At 45.3% G+C, this 25,566-nt stretch carries 23 protein-coding genes and 1 riboswitch; of the genes, 4 read left to right on the forward strand and 19 right to left on the reverse strand.

Annotated elements, in window-relative coordinates; all coding sequences use genetic code 11:
* Positions 1 to 122: 122 nt before the first annotated feature.
* Positions 123 to 740 carry a YecA family protein gene (locus B7360_RS04460; RefSeq protein ID WP_005396626.1) on the reverse strand — a complete coding sequence of 206 codons (618 nt, stop codon included), beginning with the start codon at positions 738 to 740 and terminating at the stop codon, positions 123 to 125.
* A 170-nt stretch (positions 741 to 910) separates the two neighbouring features.
* Here B7360_RS04460 and dusC point away from each other — a divergent pair, with 170 nt between their 5' ends.
* Positions 911 to 1,870: a tRNA dihydrouridine(16) synthase DusC gene (gene dusC, locus B7360_RS04465; protein WP_085342809.1), complete on the forward strand. Its 960-nt coding sequence runs from the start codon at positions 911 to 913 to the stop codon at positions 1,868 to 1,870.
* Between the two features lie 50 nt (positions 1,871 to 1,920).
* On the opposite strand, the gene B7360_RS04470 is transcribed toward dusC, so the two are convergent.
* The 6 genes from B7360_RS04470 to yfbV form a co-directional block, all read right to left on the reverse strand.
* Entirely contained in the window at positions 1,921 to 3,381 is a 1,461-nt protein-coding gene (locus B7360_RS04470; protein WP_085342810.1) for a sensor domain-containing diguanylate cyclase, read from the reverse strand.
* 176 nt (positions 3,382 to 3,557) lie between these two features.
* Positions 3,558 to 5,384, reverse strand: a complete 1,827-nt coding sequence (malZ, locus tag B7360_RS04475; RefSeq protein WP_085342811.1) for a maltodextrin glucosidase — start codon at positions 5,382 to 5,384, stop codon at positions 3,558 to 3,560.
* 141 nt (positions 5,385 to 5,525) lie between these two features.
* Positions 5,526 to 6,320: an ABC transporter ATP-binding protein gene (locus B7360_RS04480; protein ID WP_005396631.1), complete on the reverse strand. Its 795-nt coding sequence runs from the start codon at positions 6,318 to 6,320 to the stop codon at positions 5,526 to 5,528.
* On the reverse strand, positions 6,317 to 7,252 hold the full coding sequence (locus B7360_RS04485; RefSeq protein ID WP_012841584.1) for an ABC transporter permease: 936 nt from the start codon (positions 7,250 to 7,252) through the stop codon (positions 6,317 to 6,319). The genes B7360_RS04480 and B7360_RS04485 overlap by 4 nt, the downstream gene beginning before the upstream one ends.
* Before the next feature lie 174 nt (positions 7,253 to 7,426).
* The gene (locus B7360_RS04490) at positions 7,427 to 8,392 is read right to left on the reverse strand and encodes an ABC transporter substrate-binding protein (protein WP_085342812.1); all 966 of its coding nucleotides are present in this window, start codon (positions 8,390 to 8,392) and stop codon (positions 7,427 to 7,429) included.
* 329 nt (positions 8,393 to 8,721) lie between these two features.
* Positions 8,722 to 9,174, reverse strand: coding sequence for a terminus macrodomain insulation protein YfbV (yfbV, locus tag B7360_RS04495; protein ID WP_005380809.1), 453 nt, complete (start codon positions 9,172 to 9,174; stop codon positions 8,722 to 8,724).
* Positions 9,175 to 9,520: 346 nt separating this feature from the next.
* Here yfbV and B7360_RS04500 point away from each other — a divergent pair, with 346 nt between their 5' ends.
* Both B7360_RS04500 and pta read left to right on the forward strand, forming a co-directional pair.
* Complete coding sequence (locus B7360_RS04500) at positions 9,521 to 10,717, forward strand: acetate kinase (protein ID WP_005396635.1); 1,197 nt, start codon at positions 9,521 to 9,523, stop codon at positions 10,715 to 10,717.
* A 136-nt stretch (positions 10,718 to 10,853) separates the two neighbouring features.
* The gene (gene pta / locus B7360_RS04505; RefSeq protein WP_005396636.1) at positions 10,854 to 12,998 is read left to right on the forward strand and encodes a phosphate acetyltransferase; all 2,145 of its coding nucleotides are present in this window, start codon (positions 10,854 to 10,856) and stop codon (positions 12,996 to 12,998) included.
* Positions 12,999 to 13,109: 111 nt separating this feature from the next.
* On the opposite strand, the gene B7360_RS04510 is transcribed toward pta, so the two are convergent.
* A complete protein-coding gene (locus tag B7360_RS04510; RefSeq protein WP_046874406.1) occupies positions 13,110 to 14,387 on the reverse strand; it encodes a DUF4010 domain-containing protein in 1,278 nt (425 codons plus the stop codon).
* 286 nt (positions 14,388 to 14,673) lie between these two features.
* Between B7360_RS04510 and B7360_RS04515 the strand changes: the two genes are divergently transcribed.
* Positions 14,674 to 15,096 carry a hypothetical protein gene (locus tag B7360_RS04515; RefSeq protein WP_085342813.1) on the forward strand — a complete coding sequence of 141 codons (423 nt, stop codon included), beginning with the start codon at positions 14,674 to 14,676 and terminating at the stop codon, positions 15,094 to 15,096.
* Between the two features lie 114 nt (positions 15,097 to 15,210).
* Here the strand turns inward: B7360_RS04515 and B7360_RS04520 are convergent, their stop codons facing one another.
* The 11 genes from B7360_RS04520 to moaA all read right to left on the reverse strand — a co-directional run bounded on the left by B7360_RS04520 (position 15,211) and on the right by moaA (position 25,317).
* Positions 15,211 to 16,158, reverse strand: coding sequence for a glutathione S-transferase family protein (locus B7360_RS04520; protein WP_074191594.1), 948 nt, complete (start codon positions 16,156 to 16,158; stop codon positions 15,211 to 15,213).
* A 167-nt stretch (positions 16,159 to 16,325) separates the two neighbouring features.
* Positions 16,326 to 17,339, reverse strand: a complete 1,014-nt coding sequence (oppF, locus tag B7360_RS04525) for a murein tripeptide/oligopeptide ABC transporter ATP binding protein OppF (RefSeq protein WP_006742812.1) — start codon at positions 17,337 to 17,339, stop codon at positions 16,326 to 16,328.
* Positions 17,318 to 18,289 (reverse strand): ABC transporter ATP-binding protein, encoded by a 972-nt coding sequence (locus B7360_RS04530; protein ID WP_005396641.1) that lies wholly within the window; start codon positions 18,287 to 18,289, stop codon positions 17,318 to 17,320. The genes oppF and B7360_RS04530 overlap by 22 nt, the downstream gene beginning before the upstream one ends.
* A 27-nt stretch (positions 18,290 to 18,316) precedes the next feature.
* Positions 18,317 to 19,219 carry an oligopeptide ABC transporter permease OppC gene (oppC, locus tag B7360_RS04535; RefSeq protein ID WP_005396642.1) on the reverse strand — a complete coding sequence of 301 codons (903 nt, stop codon included), beginning with the start codon at positions 19,217 to 19,219 and terminating at the stop codon, positions 18,317 to 18,319.
* A 15-nt stretch (positions 19,220 to 19,234) separates the two neighbouring features.
* Positions 19,235 to 20,155 carry an oligopeptide ABC transporter permease OppB gene (oppB, locus tag B7360_RS04540; RefSeq protein WP_006742810.1) on the reverse strand — a complete coding sequence of 307 codons (921 nt, stop codon included), beginning with the start codon at positions 20,153 to 20,155 and terminating at the stop codon, positions 19,235 to 19,237.
* A gap of 128 nt (positions 20,156 to 20,283) precedes the next feature.
* Complete coding sequence (locus B7360_RS04545) at positions 20,284 to 21,960, reverse strand: ABC transporter substrate-binding protein (protein ID WP_005396644.1); 1,677 nt, start codon at positions 21,958 to 21,960, stop codon at positions 20,284 to 20,286.
* A gap of 532 nt (positions 21,961 to 22,492) precedes the next feature.
* Positions 22,493 to 22,948, reverse strand: coding sequence for a molybdopterin synthase catalytic subunit MoaE (gene moaE / locus B7360_RS04550; protein ID WP_085342814.1), 456 nt, complete (start codon positions 22,946 to 22,948; stop codon positions 22,493 to 22,495).
* Position 22,949: 1 nt separating this feature from the next.
* Positions 22,950 to 23,207: a molybdopterin synthase sulfur carrier subunit gene (gene moaD / locus B7360_RS04555; protein WP_005396646.1), complete on the reverse strand. Its 258-nt coding sequence runs from the start codon at positions 23,205 to 23,207 to the stop codon at positions 22,950 to 22,952.
* Complete coding sequence (gene moaC, locus B7360_RS04560; protein WP_085342815.1) at positions 23,204 to 23,683, reverse strand: cyclic pyranopterin monophosphate synthase MoaC; 480 nt, start codon at positions 23,681 to 23,683, stop codon at positions 23,204 to 23,206. The genes moaD and moaC overlap by 4 nt, the downstream gene beginning before the upstream one ends.
* Before the next feature lie 26 nt (positions 23,684 to 23,709).
* Positions 23,710 to 24,222: a molybdenum cofactor biosynthesis protein B gene (moaB, locus tag B7360_RS04565; protein WP_005396648.1), complete on the reverse strand. Its 513-nt coding sequence runs from the start codon at positions 24,220 to 24,222 to the stop codon at positions 23,710 to 23,712.
* A gap of 105 nt (positions 24,223 to 24,327) precedes the next feature.
* Entirely contained in the window at positions 24,328 to 25,317 is a 990-nt protein-coding gene (gene moaA, locus B7360_RS04570; RefSeq protein ID WP_085342816.1) for a GTP 3',8-cyclase MoaA, read from the reverse strand.
* Positions 25,306 to 25,440, reverse strand: a riboswitch (molybdenum cofactor riboswitch). It overlaps the preceding gene by 12 nt.
* Positions 25,441 to 25,566 lie beyond the last annotated feature (126 nt).

A 25,566-nucleotide genomic window follows, 5' to 3' on the forward strand; every position in this document is an offset into this window, starting at 1 on the left:
CATATCAACAAGAAGTATTGCCAGTAAAGGGTTTCCACTCACTCACGCGCAAATAGACATGGTTTTTACTGTATACTCCATCTGGTCGGCTTTTTACTGAGTAAACATCGCGGCTATTTAACTCAACCACGTGATTGACCACAACACTGCTTGAACTTTTTGCCGCTCTCACAAGGACAAGGATCATTGCGCCCGATACCTTTGAATGGGTTTAGGCTTTGAGCCTTATTGCCTACCATCAACTCATCCGCTCCTAACGCCACTTCACCAACCATCAAATCAAGCTGGTCGACCAAGTCTGCAAGAGCTGGAGGCGTTTCAATACCGGCGTCGCGCATCTGTTGCTGCGTTGCCGACTCATCGATAGCCAGCATCAAAGTGGTCAGTAATGCTTGTAGCATACGTTGCAATCCATCATTGAGCTCAACGTCTTGCCATTGTTCTTCAATCATTGGCCAAACAGACATAAAGCCTTCGGCAAAATCAGCAAGTTGTTCAGGTTCTTTGCCTGTTAGCTCTAGCACGGAATATTCGTTTCGTTGAATTCGGTTGTGCTGCTTGTGAATTTGCTCTTCTACTGCCGGTTGAATCGCTTTGAATCCTTCACCTAATAGCGGCTCTAACCACTTTTCAGGAGCGAGTGGTTTTGTCGTCAGGTTAGCAGCGAGCACTGCGCCTTCGATAAATAGGCAAGATTCATCGATGTGAATTTCGCCTTTCTCAATCAATGTGTATTGCATGACATCTGGTTTCCCATAAATTTGGCGGCATTATACCTCAGAGCATAAAAGCACGTAACCGGGAGTTGCGAGTTTGACTGTATTGAGTGCTTTGAGTCTTTTAATGACAAACTTAGCTTACATCGCTACAATCGCCCTCCTTTTTATCATCAAACTGTATTAGGCAAACTATGCGAGTTGTACTAGGCCCAATGGAAGGCGTTTTAGACCATTTGATGCGCCAGATCCTGACCGAGATAAACGACTATGACCTATGTGTTACGGAATTTGTTCGAGTCATCGACCAGTTATTGCCCGATCATGTATTTCACCGTTTATGCCCGGAGCTGTTGCAAGGTTCTCAAACCGCATCAGGTGTGCCAGTACATGTGCAATTATTAGGACAAGAACCAAACTGGATGGCTGAGAACGCAATTAAAGCGGCGAGCCTAGGCGCCAGAGGCATCGACATAAATTTTGGTTGCCCAGCCAAAATGGTCAATAAAAGTAAGGGCGGTGCTGCTCTACTTCAGCATCCTGAGCTAATTCACCGTGTGGTAAAAGCTTGTCGAGAAGCCGTTCCAAAGGCAATCCCCGTAACTGCAAAAATTCGTCTTGGCTGGGAAAACCCTGAAGATTGTTTTGAAATTGTCGATGCCATTCAGTCTGCTGGCGCAAATGAATTAACAGTACACGCACGTACTAAACAAGGTGGTTACAAAGCTTCTGAGATAAAATGGGATTACATCAACCAAATTCGCGAACGTTTTGATATTCCGCTTATTGCGAATGGCGAAATTTGGAATTACCAGGACGGTCAACGTTGCATTGAAACGACTGGCGTTGACTCTTTGATGGTGTGCCGCGGCGCTTTCAATATCCCTAACTTGGGCAACATGGTAAAACACAACCACCAGCCAATGTCATGGCCCGAGGTGGTTGAGCTACTGATCTACTACTCCAAGTTTGAGATGAAAGGCGACAAAGGCTTGTACTATCCAAACCGCGTAAAACAATGGTTCTCTTACTTACGTCAGGCCTATCCTGAAGCAAAAGATCTATTCAGAGAAATCCGAACGTTTAACAAAGCCGCGCCGATTGTTGAGCATATTCAACGTTATCGTGATGAGTTAAATTCTCAGGTTGCATAAAACCTGAGCATTGCAAAGGGCGAACTGCTCGCCCTTTAAGCGCTTAGATCTTAGTAGCAAATCTTATTTTTGCCTGTACTCTTGGCTTGATATAACTTTTCATCTGCCGCTTTAAATAACTCATCAAAGCTTTCCACTCGGTTCTCTTTACTGAACACCACACCGCCAGAGATCGTAAAACCTTCTTTAGTCACGCGTGTCGAGCGTTCGTCTATGGCTTTTTTTACCCGCTCTAAAATTAGCTTAATGCCTTCCGAGTCTTCGTCGTAAATCGCCAACACGAACTCTTCGCCACCAAATCTTGAGGCGACATCTGTGTGGCGAATATTTTCACGTATACATTTTGCAACTAGCTGAATCGCAGAATCGCCGACATCATGACCATAGGTATCATTGATCTTCTTGAAGTTATCAATATCGAACACTGCTAATGCAACCTGTTTTTTCGTCATCTTATTGCGCCACACGGTTTGCATTCCTCGACGGTTCAACAAGCTCGTCATCGGATCTCTGGCGGCGAGATCTTTAAAATAACGTCGCTCACTATGCATATTCACATAGAACAATACGACTGTGCTCAAAACGTAAATAGAGATCGCAACAATAAGGCTGTATTTTTCAAACACCGCTAGGTTCTTAGCTTCATCCCAAAGGTTGTACTCGTAATACATGCTGTGATTCGCACTCAATCGCTCTAACTCGACTGGTTTGATACGTGTACTGTTTGAAGGAATGGATTGTAAATTGGAAACCAAATGAAACTTACCAACAAGACCTAGTGACGAAGCCATCAACGCATTGACATCAAAATCAATGGACAGCACACCTTGATGCCTCCCTTTTTCGTAAACAGGCACCGTCATACTAATGATTTGACCTTCCATCGAATCCAACATCGGCCCAGGTCCGGCCAAGGTGATGTTCACTTTATCTTGTGCGGTTTTTTGCCAAAATGGGCGCGCTTTTAGCGTTGACCAAAGCTCTCTAGTGAAGTTTTTCGCGTACGTGTCAGGAGACGAAATGACGTAACCACGCTTATCGATGTAATGAATACCAACGATATGGGATTCAATATCGTGCAGAAAAGACAATGACGGTGCAAAACCCGCCTTTTGTTCAGCTAGTTGGTTAATCGTTGAACCTTGCTGACATAAGCTTTCATCGCCCACAATCATGTAATCAAGATCAACCGCAGGTAACCCCTCACTGTAGACACTCTCTAGCAACAAGACGTCTATCGGCCAAATATAACAAAGCCCCTTTTTGACTAAAGAATTGTGCTCTTCAGACAATGGGTTAGCGTAATTCGTATAGTTAGTAAAACTATAATCTAAGGCGGTGAGGACTTTAATACCACGGGACATGGCACGATCAATACGTGCATACTCAGAATCAATATAGCGATTGACCGCATCGTAGTAGTTTTTTGTCGTAACAAGCAAAACCACTACAAATAATGCGAGGGGAAAAAAGATGACAAATGAGAGACTAAATCGCCTTTGGTTAACCATTGAGTACCATGTATGTGAAAGGTAGATCGTCTCTTATCAAACAATGGGATTACGCTGTCTTATCAACTGGCAATGCGTAGTCCGCATCGCCAGATAATCAGATAACCAACAAATGTGTACGCATTGTAGGAGACTGTTTATATATTAAAGAAGTTTAATCAATATAGAATGTAGTGTCACTTCAGTTGCCACAATTTGAAGCTCTGTGCAGGTATATTGACAGAAAGATGACCCTTATAATCAATAAGTTCGCGTCCATCCAGTAGTGGCGAAAGATGGGTAGCCTCCAAACCAAGTTGCCACAGAGGCAAGTCAATTGAACACTCATCGCCACTTAGATTCATCACAACAACGATCGCTTCACTTCCAAGTACGCGCGCATAAGCCAGCACGTTGGTATCGCAATGCAGCCATTGAATACTACCAGACTGTAAAGACTTGTACTGTTTACGTATCGAAATCCATTGCTTGTAAATCGACAGCCATGCTGAGTTTTCGATTTCATTCCAAGGGAAACAGCGACGATTATCCGGGTCCAGCCCTCCCTCTAGTCCGACTTCACTCCCATAGTAAATACAAGGTGTACCGACGTATGTCATGAGCAGAGCAAGTGCGATGTTCATTTTACGCTTATCACCATCAACCAGTGTGATAAAACGAGCAGTATCATGACTATCGAGTTGATTTAGCTGCGATAGCTGATTCGAAAATGGAATTTTTGCTCTGGCTTCGTCCAACCATGCTTTAAACTCCAAACCATCAATGTTGATTGGTTCATACATAATATCTTGCTGCGCGATAAAAGCTCGAACTGGATGAGCAAAACCGTAGTAGTTCATCGCCCCATCTTCTTGGTCACCTTGCAGCCACTGTGTTGCTTCAAAAAAGTGCTCACCTAGCACATAGGCATTCGGATTGACTGACTTCGTCGCATGGCGAAACGCTTCAACATAATGAGCATTGTTTTTCGCTCCCTCTCCTTCGCCAAGCATATGGATAACATCAAATCGCCAGCCATCAACCAAGTACGGTGGCTTCAGCCAATACTTGATGACAGACTCTTCACTTTGGTAGATATAGTCGCGCACATGTTCATTTTCAAAGTTCAGAACCGGTAAGTTACCAATGCCTTTCCAACCAATGTAGTGGTTGGTTTCGCCTTCGAAAAAGTAGTAATCGCGGAACTTTGACTGCGGATTGCCATACGCCCCTTCTCCTTTTTGTTGGATATCAAACCAAGGATGATGCACTGACGTGTGGTTAAACACCGCGTCTAAGACAATCTTCATATTCTTACCACGAATCTTCTCACACAGTTCCGCAAACTGAGCATTAGTGCCGAGCATAGGATCAACAGTAAAGTAATCAGTAGTGTCGTATTTGTGGTTACTTGGTGAAGAAAAAATCGGATTGAAGTAAAGCGCTGTTACGCCGAGCTGCTCAAGGTAATCCAACCTCTGCTCTACACCTTTGAGGTCGCCGCCAAAGAATTCACGTGCCCCGGTATTTTGGTGAGAGCCTACCGCTTCTCCCCACGATTTAATGATCGCTTCTGAATCATGCTGAGCATAAGCTTTACGAATGTCAGATTCACTTTTACTAGCAGAAAAACGGTCAGGAAAGATTTGATAGAACACTTGCTCCTGGACCCAGCTTGGTGGTTGATGGTTTACATTCAACTTAAAGTGGAACTCTTTGGGTGGAATACGCTTTTGTACGCCTCGTGCATCGAGCCAGTATTGTTGTCCATCTTTGAGAAGCTTAAACACATAATGTGTTACATCTCGATCTCGATTTGGGCGGAACGATGCTTCCCATAGTAACAATTCCCCAGCAGTTCCTACTTGAGTCATGTCGACCAGACATTCTTCATTGTCCGGCTCAAGACGCACATATACGGAATCAAAATCCAATGTCTCGGTTTTCAGTCTGACTGTGACTTGCTCTTGATTAAAAGCTAAACCATCAATAGTTTGACTATGAAAAATAAATGGCAGGTTCATTATGGGCACTCCTCGTCATCGGATATGCCACTATGTTATTGAAGAATTAGAGACAAGAAATCCTCCTTGCGAGTTGACATATCAGCCAATTTTCCCAAGGAGGATCACACTTAGTAGGCGTAGTGACTTGTCGGATACCGCTTAGTTCAACAAGAGACTGTCATCTGCCAGCTCTTCACCACGCACTTTGGAGAACATATCCAACAAGTCTGGTACTTGCATGTTAGCGCGCTGCTCTCCAGCCACATCAAGCACAATTTCACCTTGGTGAAGCATTACGGTCCTATCGCCACATGCTAATGCGTCTTTCATCGAATGCGTCACCATCATCACGGTTAAATCGAACTCATCGACAATACGTTTAGTTAAGTCGATAACAAACGCCGCCATACGAGGATCAAGCGCAGCCGTGTGTTCATCAAGCAGTAACAACTTACTCTCCGATAACGTCGCCATCACAAGGCTAACGGCTTGTCGTTGTCCACCGGACAGTAAGCCAATGCTATCGCCCAGACGATCTTCTAAGCCAAGCCCTAGGATGCTAATTCGCTCTTGGAACAGCTTGCGACGTTTAGCTGAAAGCGCCAAACCCCAACTGCGTTTTTTACCACGCATGTACGCTAAAGCCATGTTCTCTTCTATCGTTAGCTCTCCACAGGTTCCGGCCAATGGATCTTGAAACACTCGTGCGCATTGCGTCGCACGCTGGGCTACCGTCTGCTTGGTGACGTCTTTGCCATCAATGATCACCTGACCACCTATCATCGGCGTCTCACCTGTCACCGCACCAAGCAACGTCGATTTTCCTGCGCCATTAGAACCAATCACGGTAAGAAATTGATGCTCTGGAACCTCTAAAGAGACGCCTTTCAATGCACGATTTTCTAAAATCGTCCCTGGGTTGAACGTGACCTGAATGTTATTAAGTTCAATCATAACGCCTCCCCCGAACCATTTTTTGATGCCGCTTGTTTAGCATCGGTAACGCGTTGTTTCGCTCTCATGCTCTGTTTTAATTTTGGAGCAATAAGCGCGACAGCCACCAATACTGCGGTGACAAGGTTGAGGTCTGATGCTTGTAAACCAAACATGCCAGAGCTCAAAGCGAAAGCGACTGCAAGACGATAAAGTACCGAACCGATGATGACAGCAAATACCGCAACCCAAATTTTTCGCCCGGGAATAAGGGTCTGGCCCAAAATCACAGCAGCCAAACCAACCACAATGGTGCCCACGCCAGAGGTCACATCTGCAAAGCTGTTCGTTTGTGCAAACAACGCGCCTGCGAATCCGACAAACCCGTTGGATAAAGCCAAGCCAAAGTAGGTATAAAAACCAGTGCTCGCCCCTTGCGCAGAAACCATACGCGCATTAACGCCCGTGGCTCGTAAACCAAGACCAAAGTCGCTGTTCAGCAGGCGAATGACAAAGAAAGCGGACAGAAGAACTAAGACCCCAACAACCAGAGGGCGAATAAACATCGCATCGCCCAATGCTTCAAACGGAGTGAGAATCGTATCCTCTCCAAGCAACGCCATATTAGGTTTGCCCATAATACGAATATTGATTGAAAATGCCGCGATCATGGTAAGAATGGAAGCTAACAGGTGCAAAATACCACATCGAACAGCCAAAAAAGCGGTTACCCACCCCGTCATACTACCGGCTATCATCGCCATTATTGTCGCAAGCCAAGGATTAATACCTGCGACAATCGCCGTTGCAGCCACCGCAGCTCCCATTGGAAAGCTGCCATCCACACTCAAATCGGGGAAATCGAGAACACGAAACGTAAGATACACACCCAAGGCAACTAGGCCATAAATTAAGCCAATTTCGAGTGCGCCAAAAAAAGCAAATGCAGACATAACTGCTCCTTTCTGCATGTTCAGGCTGACGAATACCAACCTGAACTTAAGACTTCTAACGTATACTCCCATTCTTCTCTAGCAGAATTCTCTACACGAGAAGTCCGGCGAGTATCAATTTTGGGGCAAGCCTCTACCAACCAACGTGACAGGCTTAACCCCAAAAAGCGTTACTTATTGCATGCTTGTCGCACGTTCAACCACAGAACTTGGCAGCTTGATACCGAGCTTAGATGTTGCGCTTTCATTAATTACAAGGTCAGAGCCCGTCGCGACTTTTACATCCAGCTTGCCTGGTTCTTGACCATCAAGAATCGCCGCCACGTAATCCGCGGTTTGTACACCAACCTGGTAGTAGTCAAAACCTAAGCCTGCAATTGCACCCTTTTCGACATACGACGTAGCGCCACCAAAGACAGGTTTCTTCGCTTGATTCGCTGCCACAATCATCCCTTCAATCGCACTTGCAACTGTATTGTCTGTTGGGGCGTAAAGAATGTCTGATTTCGCTGCAATCGCTTGAGTCGCAGACTGAACATCAGCACTTTTTAGTGCGGTCGCTTCAACCACTTGTATGCCTTTTGCTTTTGCGCTTTCTTTTAGTAATTCAACTAAAGTCACGGCATTAGCTTCACCGGGATTAAATACAACCCCGATGCTTTTCACCTGAGGAAGAATTTCTTGGATGAGATCGACATGCTGAGCAACGGGTGAAAGATCAGACAGGCCAGTTACGTTTTTGCCTGGTTGTTCCATCGACTTAACCAATTTCGCACCAACCGGATCTGTTACCGCAGTAAAGACAACAGGAATAGAGCGAGTAGCCGACACCAAGGCTTGTGCCGAAGGCGTCGCGATACCCACTAACACATCAGGATTTTCGCCGACGTACTGACGGGCAATTTGCACTGCAATCGCAGGGTTACCCTGTGCGGTCTTATAATCAAATTCTAGATTTTTGCCTTCTTCGTAGCCTTTCGCTTTTAAACCATCAAGCAATCCTTGACGCGTCGCGTCTAACGCGGGGTGTTCGACAATTTGTGAAACTGCAACGGTTGCAGTGGCGGCCAGTACATTGGCAGAAGAGAAAATAGCAGTAGCAGATAGAACGGCAGTGGCTAATAAACGTTTCGTTTTCATCATAACTCCTTGATGTGACTTCGTCCTTGTTTCGCGAGCATTCAACATGAATATCGACTCGTGAATTCAAATGTTTGAAGGGGGTAATGTTGTGTTCGTATAACTGTGCACTTCTTGCGCATCTTGTTTTTATTATTACTACTAAGTCTTAGTAAAGAAAAGAAAGATTTAACACTAAAGCAACATTTGTGATCGGGGGACTTCTTCATCCGGAAAGAATCTTTGGTAAACAAAGCTTCGCTCGCTTCATCAACGACCGTCAAAGTAGGTAATAGAGGCAGGATCAAAAATGGAGCGGCTAGTGCACACTCCATTTCAAACAATTTAAATTAGAACCAACGCTCTAGTGAGGACTTATCAAGCTGACGAAACGCTCGATTCAGTATTATCGCAAGCTCTTTATAACGAGGGCGAGCTTTAACAGGCTCTAGTGCAAAACCTGTTTCCACAATCTTTTGATGTAGCTCCCGATACCAAGACGCCAGAGAAGGCGGCAATTTCGTGTTGGATCGAGCACCAAGCCACCAAATGCCTTGAAGTGGCAAGCTAATCGCAAACAAGGCAACAACAATGGATTGAGGTAACGCGTGGTAATTATTGAATGCCATTTGAGTGAGTACGCTGATCGCAGCAACGGCTGGCATGACTTTAATGCCAAAGCGAGTCGCCTTAATGATACGCTGTTCCGGAAATATGGCACTTAGCTCTTTACGAACCGGCCAGATCTCCATGTAATTCTGGCCATCTTTCAGGCTATGGATCAATCCGACTTTATTACTCATACCGCTCTCTCACTAAAAAATAGTTGAACATTTCAACTGAAGGTACAAAAAATTGATGAAAGTTAATATTCTTTCAAATTTTTTTTGTTATCATTGCTTATTATCGCTATCCTTTGCAGACCCTCAATCTCATTGTTGCTGTTATTTACAATTTAAGCAACTCCGAGATATCTATCTGCACGGATCGCATCATAGTGATGGATGGGTTCATCACTATTTCTTTATATGGAATTAGAACAATTTTTGACCAGGATTAGTACGCAGCCTTCTGGGTATCGGCTATTCTTGTGATTAATTTTTCATTCTTTAACTGATTTTTTATCAGACGAATAACAGGTAGTCATACATGTCTAAGCTAGTTTTAGTTTTAAACTGCGGTAGTTCTTCTCTTAAATTTGCCGTTGTTGATGCCGAGAACGGCGACGAGCACTTATCAGGTCTTGCTGAGTGTCTTCACCTTCCTGAAGCTCGCATCAAGTGGAAACTTGATGGCAAGCACGAAGCTCAACTAGGCAATGGTGCAGCTCACGAAGAAGCACTAGCGTTTATGGTAGAAACTATTCTTGCTTCTAAGCCAGAGCTTAAAGCTAACCTAGGCGCAATCGGTCACCGTATCGTTCACGGCGGCGAGCAGTTCACTCAATCTGCACTAATCACTGATGAAGTTCTAAAAGGTATTCAAGACGCTGCAACATTTGCACCTCTTCACAACCCTGCTCACATCATCGGTATCGAAGCGGCTAAGAAAAACTTCCCAGAGCTGAAAAACGTTGCTGTATTTGACACTGCGTTCCACCAAACTATGCCTGAAGAGTCTTACCTATACGCTCTTCCATACAACCTATACAAAGAACACGGTATCCGTCGTTACGGCATGCACGGTACTTCTCACTTGTTCATCACTCGTGAAGTTGCTGGCCTACTAAACAAACCAGTTGAAGAAGTAAACATCATCAACTGTCACCTAGGTAACGGCGCATCTGTATGTGCGATCAAGAACGGTCAATCTGTAGACACTTCTATGGGTCTTACTCCACTTGAAGGTCTAGTAATGGGTACTCGCTGTGGCGACATCGACCCTGCGATCATCTTCCACCTACACGACGCTCTAGGTTACTCTGTTGATCAAATCAACACGATGCTAACTAAAGAGTCTGGTCTTCAAGGTCTAACTGAAGTGACTTCTGATTGTCGTTTCGTTGAAGACAACTACGGTGAGAAAGAAGAAGCAACACGCGCAATGGACGTGTTCTGCCACCGTCTAGCTAAGTACGTAGCTGGCTACACTGCTTCAATGGACGGTCGTCTAGACGCAATCACTTTCACTGGCGGTATCGGCGAGAACTCTGGCCCTATCCGTGAAATGGTTCTAAACCGTCTTGGCATCTTCGGTATCGAAGTAGATAGCGAAGCTAACCTTAAAGCTCGCTTCGGCGGCGAAGGCGTTATCACGACTGAAAACAGCCGTATCCCTGCAATGGTTATCTCTACTAACGAAGAGCTAGTCATCGCTGAAGACACTGCACGCCTGACAGGTCTTTAATTGAATTACTGGCTAGCCACTCGGCTAGCCAGATTTTCATTCAAACGAATTTCTTAGGGGCTCAACTCCTATTCTTCGAGCTTCATGGAATAAGAGTTGAGCTTTTATCCCCCAAATAGCTAAAGGTACTCTACGAATGTCTCGTACTATTATGCTTATCCCTACTAGCGCAGGCGTTGGCCTAACAAGCGTTAGCATGGGTGTTCTTCGCGCTATGGAGCGTAAAGGCGTTAAAGTTTCTTTCTACAAGCCAATCTGTCAGCCACGTTCAGGTGGTGATCAGCCAGATCTGACTTCAACTATCGTTGGCCACAACAGCGATATGAAGATCGGTGAGCCAATGGCGATGTCTGTTGCTGAAAGCCTAATCGGTAACGACAACATGGACGAGCTGCTAGAAACCGTTGTTGAACGTTACAACCAAATCAACAAAGACGCAGACGTTACGCTAATCGAAGGTCTTGTACCTACTCGTAAGCACCCATTTGCAAACCAAGTAAACGCGGAAATCGCGGCAACACTTGGTGCAGAAATCGTGCTAGTTGCGACTCCAGGTACTGATAACCCAGCGCAACTGAAAGAGCGTATCGAAGTAGCATGTTCTAACTTCGGCGGCACTAAGAACAAAAACATCTCTGGCGTTATCATCAACAAGCTAAACGCTCCTGTTGACGAAGCTGGCCGTACTCGCCCTGACCTATCTGAAATCTTTGACGATGCAGATAGCGCGAAACAAAACGAATTGAAAGTGATGGAAATCTTCAACACTTCTCCAATTCGTGTACTAGGTTGCGTGCCATGGAGCATTGATCTGATTGCGACTCGTGCAATCGACATGGCTAAGCACCTGAAAGCAGATATCATCAACGAAGGTGACATCAACACTCGTCGCATCAAGAGCATCACTTTCTGTGCACGTTCTCTGCCAAACATGATTGAGCATTTCAAACCTGGCTCTCTACTTGTTACTTCTGCAGACCGTCCTGATGTTATCGTTGCTGCTTCTCTTGCTGCAATGAACGGTGTGGATATTGGTGCTGTACTGCTAACTGGCGGTTACGACATCCCTCGCGAAATCGAAGGTCTATGTAAACCAGCGTTCGACACTGGTCTACCTATCTTCAAAGCACAAGGTAACACTTGGCAGACATCTCTAAACCTACAGAGCTTCAGCATCGAAGTACCTGCAGACGATAAAGAGCGTATCGAGTTCATCAACGAGCACGTTGCTGGTCACATCGACGGTAACTGGATCGAGTCAATGACTGAAGGCACTCAGAAGTCTCGCCGTCTAAGCCCACCAGCGTTCCGTTACCAGCTAACTGAACTTGCTCGTAAAGCAGGCAAGCGTATCGTTCTTCCAGAAGGTGACGAACCACGTACTGTTAAAGCGGCAGCAATCTGTGCTGAACGCGGCATTGCAGACTGTGTGCTTCTAGGTAACCCAGATGAAATCCGTCGCGTAGCAGCTCAACAAGGCGTTGAGCTAGGTACTGGCGTAACCATCATCGATGCCGATGCTGTTCGTGAAAACTACGTTGCTCGTCTAGTTGAGCTGCGCGGTGCGAAAGGCATGACTGAAGTTGTGGCTCGTGAGAAGCTACAAGATTCAGTATTCCTAGGCACAATGATGCTTGAGAACGACGAAGTTGACGGCCTAGTTTCTGGTGCTGTTCATACTACGGCGAACACTATCGTTCCTCCGTTCCAAATCATCAAGACTGCACCAAATGCGTCTATCGTATCTTCAGTATTCTTCATGCTTCTGCCTGATCAAGTACTGGTTTACGGTGACTGTGCGATCAACCCAGATCCAACCGCTGAACAGCTTGCTGAAATCGCTATCCAATCTGCTGACTCTGCAGCAGCATTCGGTATCGACCCTCGCGTTGCTATGATCTCTTACTCTACTGGTGAATCTGGTAAGGGTGCAGACGTTGATAAAGTACGTGAGGCAACTCGCATCGCGAAAGAGAAGCGTCCTGATCTAGTGATCGACGGTCCTCTACAGTACGACGCAGCTATCATGGAAAACGTGGCAGCGTCTAAAGCGCCTAACTCTCCAGTAGCAGGTAAAGCGACAGTATTCGTATTCCCAGACCTAAACACGGGTAACACGACTTACAAAGCGGTACAACGTTCAGCTGACCTAGTTTCTATCGGTCCAATGCTGCAAGGTATGCGCAAGCCTGTAAACGACTTGTCTCGTGGCGCGCTAGTAGACGATATCGTGTACACAATCGCTCTAACAGCAATCCAAGCAGACCAAGAAGCTAAATAATCGCTTCTGACATCTAGTTGGACAACTATCCAAAGCCCTCGATTCGTCGAGGGCTTTTTCTATTGTTGGCCACACAGCAAAGAGGCTATGAGCAATAGCACTAATACGCTCTTACGAATACAGCGCCATAAATACCCCAGCCCCAACCACAACACAACCTGTCATCACTGGTGCGATTCGGCGCCAAAGCTTCTTATCCCCTATCGCGATGACCATCCCCATTTTCACAATGGTATTAACCGAAGCGGCAATCAAAATGCCTAACGCAGCAGTGGTCACGCTCAATGTTTGCGTACTTTGACGCCCGAGGGTTAACGAGATCGCATCAACGTCAGTAATCCCTGATAAAGCAGAAAGGATCAACACACCCGCGTTGCCGAACCAGTCAGACAAAGCATGAGCAAGCAGCATAATCACCGCCAACACGAGGCCAAAGAACAGTGCCGACTGCAAAGCAAGAGGGTTCGTTTGCTTATTTGATTGCTCAATCTGCTCAACTTCACTTCTGCGCCAAATCCACCATGCCGGAATGTACAGCGCAACCATCATCGCCATCACAATTGGCCAAAGCAGTTTCACTAATTGTGGATTGATAACGGACAGTACGATAAGTAAACGAGGGAACATGGTTCCGCAGCTCAAAAGAATACCACTAGCGAGTAACGGGCTGATGCTCGCTTGCTCACGAGAAAGATGGGAAAACTGCAATGTTAATGCTGTCGAAGAGCTAAGCCCCGCAAATACAGACGTAAACAAAATACCTCGCTTCGCCCCGCCGATCTTTATCGCAAAATAACCGACAAAAGAGATACTAGCGATCAGCACAACCATCCACCAAATCTCATACGGGTTAAGTGCATTCCAAGGGCCGTAAGATTGATTTGGTAACAGTGGTAACATGACTATCGAGATAAGTAATAAACGCAGTGCTGCGTCTAACTCATACTCTTGCAGTTTTTGTAGTGCTTGATGTAGCTCTCTTTTGTTATCGAGCACCACAGCGGTTATGACGGCCGCTGCTGCAGCTAAAACAGCCTCACCCGACACGGCAAGGTTACCCAGAACAAACACCACCATGATACTAACCACGCCAGTGATGCTCACATCTCCGCTCTTTTTCTGCTGTATAACAAAAGCGATGCAAGTGAGGATGACTAAAGCGATAAGCGCAAAACCAATGAGTAAAGGTGTATAGATGTTGGCGAGAATGCCAACTAAACCACCGAGTAAACCGACTAAAGAAAAAGTACGAATGCCTGCTACACGACTGCCTTCTACGCTATTGCGCATCACCCAGCCACGTTGGGTGCCAACAATTGCCCCCAGTAATAGAGCAATAAGCAGATTCCAAATTAGATGCTCGCCACTGACAAACTCATTGATATCCATGCATCACCCCGTTAAAAAGCGGTTGTTATATCATTAGTTTATTTGAATATGGGTAAGAAGCTGTGACGATGAGAGGATAATCAGAAAATGGCCCCGGTTCCCGGCTTACCATTGCGTCTTATAATTTCATTATTCTTTTACCTGCCACCAAAACGTAATAGAACGAAGCGAGCCTCCCTGTTCAATTTATCAGCATTATTTACATTTCAACTGAACTTTCTTACTAGAACTACGTAACGAAGATGGACTGCTATTAAGCAAACTCACACATAAGTAAGGAATACATATGAACAACTCCATCAACAACTCACTGCTAAAGCTTGGTTTAGCTGCATTTCTGTTCAGTTTTTCTTCATTCAGCTTTTCTGCCCCAAGCATTAAAGGCGTTGATCAAGATATGACCGGAGGAACAGTAACCGCAAAAATGGTTCATGCTGACGACAACGGATGGATGGTCGTCCACCGAACAGACGAATCAATGAAGCCTGGCCCTGTTATCGGCTATGCCCCACTAAAGATGGGACAGAATGAGAACGTGAATGCAATTTTGATGGAACCGGTTGAGTCTGGCGACATGCTGATGCTAATGGTCCACGGAGAAAAAGGGGGAATGAAGACTGGCGTATTTGAATATACACTCGGAGCCAAAGAAGATGGCCCTGTAAAAGTCGACGGAAAATTAGTGATGGACGTCGTGCGCGCTAAGTAAGACGAGCGCACACTTAAAAGTCACTCTCCTACTCCTAGTATTTAGTTGGCATAAAAGTACTTAACGACATTGCTAACCGTTAAGTACTTTTTCATTTCTGATAGAGGCAGCAAACTAGCTAATTATTTCTCTTCCATGAGGAGAGTTTAAGTCTAAATCAGGCCCTTTGGGTACGACTTGCGTCGGGTTAATACCAGTGTGGCTGAAATAATAGTGACGTTTAATATGGTAGAAATCCGTGGTTTCTTCGACGCCTTCGACTTGATACAACTCTTTTAAGTATCCTTGAATATTTTCGTAGTCTGCGATGCGCTGCTTGTTACATTTGAAGTGACCCACATACACGACATCGAAACGGATCAGAGTCGTAAACAAACGCCAATCAGCCTCAGTAATAGTATTCCCCGCTAAATAACGATGCGTCGCTAGGTGCGAATCGATTTTATCTAGCGCAGCGAATAAAGAATCGAATGCTTCTTCATATGCCTCTTGCGTGGTCGCAAAACCACAGCGATACACTCCATTGTTGACGTTTGGATAAACAAAATCGTTCCACTCGTCAATAACATGCTTTAACTGTTCTGGATAATAGTCATCGTGGTTTCCTGTTAACTCATTGAACTCCGAGTTAAACATACGAATAATTTCTGACGACTCATTCGACACGATCGTATTGGTCTTTTTATCCCAAAGCACAGGCACAGTTACACGGCCTGTGTAATCTGGTTTGGCCTGCGTGTAGATTTGGTGCATACGAGTGTGACCAAATAGTGGCTCAGGAAGCCCCATTTGCCAGCCTTGGCTTAACATATCAGGGCAAACAACCGTGACATCAATATGGGGTTCTAAGCCTTTCAGCTTGCGGAAGATGAGCGTTCGGTGTGCCCAAGGACAAGCAAGAGAGACATACAAATGGTATCGACCAGACTCTGGTTTAAACTCCGCATCAGGTTCGTTTTTAACCCAGTTACGGAATCCGGCATCTTCACGCACAAATTTGCCACCATTTGATTTTGTGTCATACCAGACGTCATGCCAAACACCTTCGACCAACTTACCCATGATTGCGCTCCTCTCATTCTGTTTATGTCTATATTAGCGTTTCCTATCAAACAGAAAATCACTGAACTTAGGACATCATGTTCAAGAAATTCGAATGTATAAATCAGATGCATAAAAAAAGCGCGACCCGATGAAGGTGTCGCGCTTAAGCCCGTCACAGGCTGAATTTATACACTAACGTGCAAACAAGATACCGCGTGAACGTCGTTACCTTGAATCGTTGGCTTCGTCTTCGCACACTCTTCGGTTGCTTGTGGGCAACGAGTGCGGAACACACAACCCGATGGTGGGCTGATCGGCGAAGGAAGGTCGCCTTCCAGCATTTGGATTTTCTTACTGCGTTCAATGTTCGGGTCCGGAATCGGAACCGCTGACATCAATGCGCGTGTATATGGGTGCTTAGGATCAGCAAACAGCGCCTCCGCCTCACCGAGCTCGACAGCATTACCCAAGTACATGACCAAAACACGGTCTGAGATGTGTTTAACCACTGACAAATCATGCGCAATGAATACCAGAGAAAGGCCTAGTTCTTTTTGAATCTCTTTAAGCAGGTTAACAACCTGAGCTTGAATAGATACATCAAGCGCCGATACTGGCTCGTCACAAATGATCATCTTAGGCTTAAGGATAAGCGCACGCGCAATCCCGATACGCTGACACTGACCACCTGAGAACTCGTGTGGGTAACGGTTAATAACGTTAGGTAATAGGCCAACTTTCGCCATCATCTCTTTAACGCGGTCTTTCACTTCCTGCTTAGACAGTTCTGGGTAGAACGTTTCAAGAGGCTCAGCAATAATGTCGCCAACCGTCATACGTGGGTTAAGAGAAGCCAAAGGATCTTGGAAAATCATTTGGATTTCTTTACGCGTTTCACGACGTTGGACGTCTTTCATCTTAGTTAGATCTTGACCCAACCAAACTACTTCTCCATCCGTCGCTTCAACAAGACCGATGATGGCGCGCGCAAACGTCGATTTACCACAACCTGACTCACCTACTACACCAAGCGTTTCCCCTTCGTATAGTCGAACGTTCACCCCATCAACCGCTTTTAGGCTTGAAGGCTTTGACCAAGGCCATGCCGATTTTGACGCAATGCTGAAGTGAACTTTCAGCTCTGAAATGTCCAGAATTAGCTTTTTATCTACTGCGTTCATTTGTTCCAAGCCTCCCATTCAGAAAAACATGCGCGCTGACGGCCATCACCAAATGGAGTCAGAATTGGCGCTTCACGCTTACAACGATCCATCACTCGGTGACAACGCTCTTGATAAGGGCAGCCCGGTGGTAGACGAAGCAAGTTTGGTGGATTACCAGGAATGGTTGGCAGAATTTCACCTTCCGTATCAAGGCGAGGGATCGCTTTCAACAGACCCTCTGCATAAGGGTGGCTTGGATTATAGAAGATTTCGTTTACGTTGCCGTACTCCATCGTACGACCTGCATACATCACCAGCACTTTGTCACACGAACCTGCAACAACACCAAGGTCGTGCGTGATCATGATGATCGCCGTGTTGAACTCGTCTTTAAGCTCATTAAGCAGGTCCATGATCTGTGCTTGAACCGTCACATCAAGTGCTGTTGTTGGCTCATCGGCAATAAGCAGTTTAGGACGACATAACAACGCCATCGCGATCATTACACGTTGACGCATACCGCCTGAAAACTCATGCGGGTACATCGTGATACGCTTACGCGCTTCAGGGATTTTCACCGCTTCCAGCATGCGTACTGATTCTTCAAATGCTTCCGCTTTGCCCATGCCTTTATGCAGCATAAGCACTTCCATCAACTGGTCACTTACCTTCATGTAAGGGTTCAGTGATGTCATTGGGTCTTGGAAGATCATTGCGATCTGTTCAGCGCGAACTTTGTTCAGTTCTTTTTCTGGTAAGTTTAGGATTTCTTTGCCTTCAAACTTTGCGCTACCAGAAATAATACCGTTCTTAGCCAACAGGCCCATGATTGCGAATACGGTTTGAGATTTACCTGATCCCGATTCTCCAACGATACCTAAGGTTTCGCCTTGGTTGAGAGAGAAGTTCAAATCGTTTACTGCGGTTACGATACCATCTTGCGTGGTGAATTCGACGCGCAGATCTTTGACATCTAATAAGCTCATCATTGCTTCCTTAATCTTATCTTTTAATTATCTGTCTTTTGGATCCAGCGCATCGCGCAGGCCGTCACCAACGTAGTTGAAGCAGAATAGCGTCACAACCATGAACACGGCTGGGAATGCCAGCTGCCAGATTGCCACTTCCATTGTCTGTGCACCTTCTTGTAGAAGCGCGCCCCAACTTGTCATCGGTTCCTGAACACCAAGACCAAGGAATGATAGGAATGACTCCGTCAGGATCATGCTCGGGATAAGCAGAGTAGAGTAAACCGCTACGATGCCCAGTACGTTCGGCACGATATGACGAGTGATAATTTTCCAGTTGCTAACACCACACACATGTGCAGCTTCAATGAACTCTTTGCTACGTAAGCTGAGTGTCTGACCACGTACGATACGCGCCATATCTAGCCATGCGATAGCACCAATCGCAACGAAGATCAGCATGATGTTACGACCGAAGAATGTTACCAGTACGATTACCAGGAACATAAACGGTACCGCGTATAAAATTTCTAGAATACGCATCATCACGCGGTCAACTTTACCGCCGATGAAACCAGATGCTGCGCCGTAGAGCGTACCAATCAGTACCGCTACAAATGCGCCCATAACACCCACCATCAACGAAATACGCCCCCCAATTAGCGTACGCACATATAAGTCACGACCTAAGCTGTCGGTACCAAACCAATGGTCAGCATTCGGTGCAACGTGCATCGCGTACCAGTCAGTATCATCAAAGGTGTGCGGTGCGATCATTGGCAGAATAATCACCGCCAACGTCATTAGAACAAGAAGGAATAAGCTCACCATTGCTGCTTTGTTGCGCATAAAACGGATACGAGCATCTTGCCAAAGACTGCGACCTTCAATCTCCAAGTTTTCGGAGAACTTCTCAATCGCTTCTAGGTTTTCTTTTTTCGTTAACATAACCAAACGTCCCTGTTAGTAGCGAATTTTCGGGTCAATCATTGCAAGTAGAATATCTACAATCGCGTTGAATAAAATGAATAGGAAACCAATCAGGATGGTTACACCCATTACTAGCGAGTAGTCACGGTTAAACGCAGCGTTAACGAATAGCTTACCAATACCTGGTAGACCAAAAATGGTTTCGATAACAACAGAACCAGTGATGATACCTACGAAAGCAGGGCCCATGTAAGAAACAACAGGGAGAAGTGCCGGCTTAAGAGCGTGCTTGATGATGATGTAACGGTAGCTTAGACCTTTAGCACGAGCCGTACGAATAAAGTTACTGTTCAGTGTCTCGATCATCGAACCACGCGTAATACGAGCGAAGGTTGCAACATAGAGTAGTGACATACCAATGACAGGAAGCACTAAATACTGCCAGCTACCATCTTGCCAACCGCCCGCAGGGAAGATATTCCAGTGAAGCGAGAACAGATAGATAAGAGCAGGTGCCAATACAAAAGAAGGCATTACCACGCCGAGCATCGCTGTCGACATGATGGTGTAATCAATCCAAGTATTCTGCTTGAGCGCAGCAATGGTACCGACGGTAACCCCCATAATCAGGGTAAAGATAAAGGCGATGAAGCCCACTTTAGCCGAAACCGGTAAGGCTACCGCGATCAGCTCGTTAACCGAGTAATCAAGGTATTTAAATGACGGCCCGAAATCCCCTTGGATAACATTGGTCAAATACGTGGTGTATTGTTCAAATACAGGTTTATCCAAGCCATATTTAGCTTCGATATTTGCCATAACTTCGGGTGGCAATGGACGCTCTGTCGAAAAAGGGTTTCCCGGTGCAAAGCGCATAAGAAAGAAAGATACGGTGATCAAAACCAACATTGTTGGGATCGCCTCAAATATCCTTTTTGCGATGAATTTAAGCATAAACTCACTCTTTCAGTCTGTGACAGTTAAATTAAAGAAGTCGTCCAATTCTTTTGGACTAAAGATAGGCGCTACATGCAATTTGTCACATGTAGAGCCTCATTTTTATAGTTCTATCGAGTTACGAATTACTCTGTGATGTAGAGATCTTTAGAGTAAATCTTGTCTTCCGCGTTATTGACTGGGAAGCCACCAACTTTCGGTGATAGTAGACGTGATTTCACGTACTGGTAGATAGGTGCGATTGGCATATCTTTTGCCATCAACTTCTCAGCTTCTAGGTAAAGCGCTTGACGCTCTTCGTCAGAAGTTGAAGCAAATGCTTTGTTCATGATTGCATCGTACTCTTTGCTGTCGTAGTGAATACCACCAGTAGTGTTATTACTCATCATCAGCGTTAGGAAAGATGAAGCTTCGTTGTAGTCGCCACACCAACCTGCACGAGCAACCTCAAAGTTGCCAGAATCTTTGGTAGATAGGTAAGTTTTCCACTCTTGGTTTTCTAGCGTAACGTCTAGACCAAGCGTCTTCTTCCACATTGAACCCAGTGCAACCGCAAGTTTCTTGTGGTTCTCTGACGTGTTGTATAGAAGGTTAAATTCAAGAGGGTTGTCTGCACCGTAGCCCGCCTCTTCCAGTAGACGTGCCGCTTCAGCATTACGCTCTTCTTGCGTCATTTTGCCGTATGCAGGGATTTCTGGGTTGAAACCCGCCGTGATTTCAGGCGTTAGGAAATAAGCTGGCTTTTGACCTTGTGCTAGGATCGCATCAGTCACGATATTACGGTCAATCGCATAAGAAATCGCTTTACGTACGCGAACATCATCAAACGGCTTTTTCTTCGTGTTGAAGATGTAGTAGTAAGTACATAAGTTACCCGATACAGACACGTCTTCTGGATGCTCTTGCTTCAAACGCTTGAAGTGCTCTGTAGGCAGTTCATTCGTGAAGTCGATTTCACCTGCTAGGAAGCGGTTCATTTCCGCTACTTGGTTTTCGATTGGTAGGAAAGTAACTTGATCAAGCGTCGTGTTTTCGTTGTCCCAGTATTGTTCGTTACGTTTTAGAACTAAACGCTCGTTTACAACCCAGTTGTCAACAACATAAGCACCGTTACCTACAAAGTTCTCAGGCTTCGTCCATTGATCTCCGAACTTTTCAACGGTTGCTTGGTGAACAGGCTTCACTGTTGTGTGGCCCATCATCATCACAAAGTATGGTACAGCAGTGTCTAGCTCAACCACTAACGTGTGGTCGTCAACCGCTTTAACACCCAACTCACTCTTGTCTTTTTTACCCGCAACAATGTCTTTTGCGTTCTTCATCTTGGTGTATTCCATGTACCAAGCGTATGGAGAAGCGGTTGCTGGGTCGACTGCGCGTTGGAAGCTGTATACAAAATCACCTGCAGTAACAGGATCACCGTTAGACCATTTTGCGTCTTCACGTAGGTGGAAAGTGTATGTTTTGTTGTCTTCAGTTTCCCAAGATTCTGCAACACCAGGGATAGTGTTACCGTCCGCATCTTGGTTTACTAGGCCTTCAAGAAGATCGCGAATCACGTGGGATTCTGGAACACCTTGAGATTTATGAGGGTCTATTGTCGCAACTTCTGTACCGTTACCACGCACCAATTCTTGAACAGCAGCAAGTTTTGGCTCTTTAGAATCAGATTTAGCTTCAGGGGCTGGAGCCGGAGCAGGCTCTGCAGCTTGTTTCTCTGCAGGCTTTTCGCCACAACCAGCTAAAGCGAGAGAAAGACCAGCACCAATAAATAAAGCGCGCGTGATTTTATTCTTATACATGCGTAAAACTCCAAATTTTTTCGTTAGCATCCATGACTTCTTTGTAAGGGCCTGGAACGGACAGAGTTTTAGATTTTTTTAGTGCATTTTCTGAGCACAAAAGCCTAAAACCTTACAAAGACTGCGGCACACATTAGCAATCATTGAAGTAATTTGCCATAAAAATGTAGCAAAAAAACCAATAATCCTGACTAAACCACACATATCTAGCAGTAAACTCTAATCAAAAAGTATTCACCAGCCAAATGGAGACCAGAAGCGACATTCCACAGACAAAACTTTCGATTAATCTACATTTAAACCATTTGATAGCATCTTATGCTAGACATTTACATATTATTTAACATTTATGACAAATGAAGTCTAACAAATAATTGTTTATATATTGGGCTAAAAACTTTTATTGTGAAGAATATCACCAGAGCGAGCACGGGTTGTGTTGAAGTCAAATGAGCAGAATTATGAAGATAAGTACAAAAAAAGCTAAGTGCCATTGACACTTAGCTTTTTTCACTAGAATGAGGAGTGGGCTCTATTTTTCCCAACGCAGTGCAGCTTGGTGATCAGTATCGCGCGACTCAATCCAACGATCTTCACTCGTCGTGCGTTCTTTCTTCCAAAATGGTGCTTTGGTTTTCAAGTAGTCCATAATGAACTCGCAAGCATCAAATGCTGCTCCACGGTGTGCACTTGAAACACCAACAAAGACGATTTGATCACCGCTATCCATGTCACCAACGCGATGAATCACGCGTACGCCCAATAATGGCCAACGTGATTCAGCTTGATCGCAAATGTCGCTCAAGCTCTTCTCAGTCATGCCTGGGTAGTGTTCCAAGTGCAAACCAACAACATTATCGCCAAGGTTCATATCTCGAACTTTACCAATGAATGTTACGACAGCACCAGCAGCCTTACCTTCGGATAAACGTTGATATTCGTGATCAACGGAAAAGTCTTCAACTTGTACAGAGACGCGAGGGTCCATCTTAACCTCCGGTTACCGGTGGGAAAAATGCAACTTCATCCCCCGCTTTTACTTCGGTATCAAGTGGGACAATAGATTGATTAACAGCAGCAAGTAGCTTTCCTGGCTCTAAAGCCAAATCCCACTTGCCATTTTTATCAGCGCCCTCTTCCACGAGATGTGCGCGAATCGCTTCAACCGTTTCAAATTGATCATCTAATTCGACACTGTCGATACCAATCAGCTCACGAGTTTGAGCAAAAAAAAGTACTTTAATCATGATTCCACCTTGAAGTGTCCAGATTTTCCACCCGTCTTTTCTAGGAGACGAACTTGACCGATAACCATGTCTTTTTGCACCGCTTTACACATATCGTAAATCGTCAGTGCAGCAACAGAAGCCGCCGTGAGCGCTTCCATTTCTACGCCCGTTTTACCTGCAAGCTTACAAACAGATTCAATACGAACTTTGTTTTCTGACTCAATAGCTTCCAACTGAACTTCGACTTTAGAAAGCAACAGAGGATGACAAAGTGGAATCAAATCCCACGTTTTCTTTGCAGCTTGGATACCAGCAATTCGAGCCGTCGCGAACACATCACCTTTATGATGCTGCCCGGAAACAATCAGTTGCAAGGTTTCTGGGGCCATGTGAATAAATGCTTCTGCACGTGCTTCACGAACCGTTTCAGCTTTTGCAGACACGTCGACCATGTTAGCTTCGCCAGACGCGTTGATATGGGTAAATTGAGTCATTGTTTTTCCTTCGCTTTTAGGAAAGGTTATACAGATAGGTGCGGCATGAAGTTACAAGGGCGATGGCTTGCATCTAACTGCTGCTTGATGATCTTCGTCCAGCCAGTGCGGCACGCGCCTGTTGAACCAGGCATTGCGAAGATAACTGTATGGTTAGCAAAACCTGCAATTGCACGCGATTGGATCGTTGACGTACCAATTTCTTCGTAAGACACCATGCGGAATAACTCACCAAAACCTTCTACTTCTTTATCAAACAGAGGCTTCAGCGCTTCTGGCGTGCTGTCACGTGACGTGAACCCTGTACCACCAGTAATCATGATCGCTTGAACATTGTCGTCCGCAATCCACTGAGAAACAATTGCGCGAATTTTGTACATGTCATCAATAACAATTTGCTTATCGACAACATTGTGACCCGCTTCTTGAGCGTGTTCAACAAGGTAGCGACCAGAGGTATCGTTTTCTTCGGTACGAGTGTCAGATACCGTTAGAACGGCAATATTTGCAGGTTGAAATTTGCTTTCAGCGTGACCCATGTGTTCACCTATTCTCTTTTAACTTTGATACGTTTGGTATCGATTCTAGAAAAGCGAGGGAAAGCTAGCCTATAAATAAGCTTTCCCTACAAAATTTGAGTTGATTTAGCCGCCGATAGACGCCAGATGTGGCGTCATACCCGTATTACCATCGTGCAAGAAGTGGCTCACCGACTTAGTTTGTAACTGCGCTTGGATGCGTTCAATAAGCTCACTTTCTTGCTCATCACATTCCAGTAGATCACGCAGTTCTACACCGTGATCTCCAAACAAACACAGATGCAGCTTACCCATCGCAGAGACGCGTAGTCGGTTGCAGCTCTCACAAAAGTCTTTTTCATAAGGCATGATCAGGCCAATTTCACCCTTGTAATCTGGATGAACAAACACTTGCGCGGGGCCGTCATTATGAGAGCGCACTTTAAGCAGCCAACCGTTTGCAATCAACTGGTTACGAATTGCTACGCCTGACACATGATGCTTATTGAATAAATCATCCATCTCACCCGTTTGCATCAATTCGATGAAGCGCAGTTGGATTGGACGATCTTTTATCCAGTTGAGAAACGCTGGCAGTTCTTGATGGTTAAGATCTTTCATCAAAACCACATTAACTTTGACTTGCTCATAACCAACTTCAAACGCACGCTCGATACCATTCATCACCTCAGTGAACTTATTTTCACCCGTGATTTGATGGAACATGCGCGGATCAAGGCTGTCCACGCTAACGTTGATGTGAGTTAAGCCCGCTTCACGCCAGTCTGCGACTTGCTTCGCCATGCGGTAACCATTGGTCGTCGTTGCAACTTTTTGGATACCAGGCGTCGTCGCCACTGAGTGGATAATGTCGGTAAAATCTTTGCGTAAACTTGGTTCACCGCCAGTAATGCGCACTTTTGACGTGCCACAATCAGCAAACGCTTTTACGACCCGTTTGATTTCAGGAAGAGATAAAAAAGACGAGTTTTTATTGCCCGAAGGCTTATAGCCATCAGGAAGGCAATAGGTACATTTGAAATTACATACGTCGGTCACAGACAGACGCAAGTAATAGAACTTACGATGAAATTTGTCTTCGAATTGTTGCGCCACGGAACACCTTTCCAAACACGGGAGGCATGGCCATTTCCAATCATGCCCTTGTGACAGTACGCCACTGGCTCAAAACGCTTATCCTCGGACTTAGCAATAGTGAGCTCGGAGTTATGGCAACCAGAGATATGAAACCTCTGATAGCTTTGCGGTGTAAAATACTTAATATTTGTACTGGAATCCAGACTTGAGTGATAAAAAACTCTCTAGAGACACAATTTACCGCTAAGTGAGTACCTTTCAAGCACT

Source organism: Vibrio sp. ArtGut-C1, from assembly GCF_002105475.1.
GTDB classification, from domain to species: Bacteria; Pseudomonadota; Gammaproteobacteria; order Enterobacterales; family Vibrionaceae; genus Vibrio; species Vibrio diabolicus.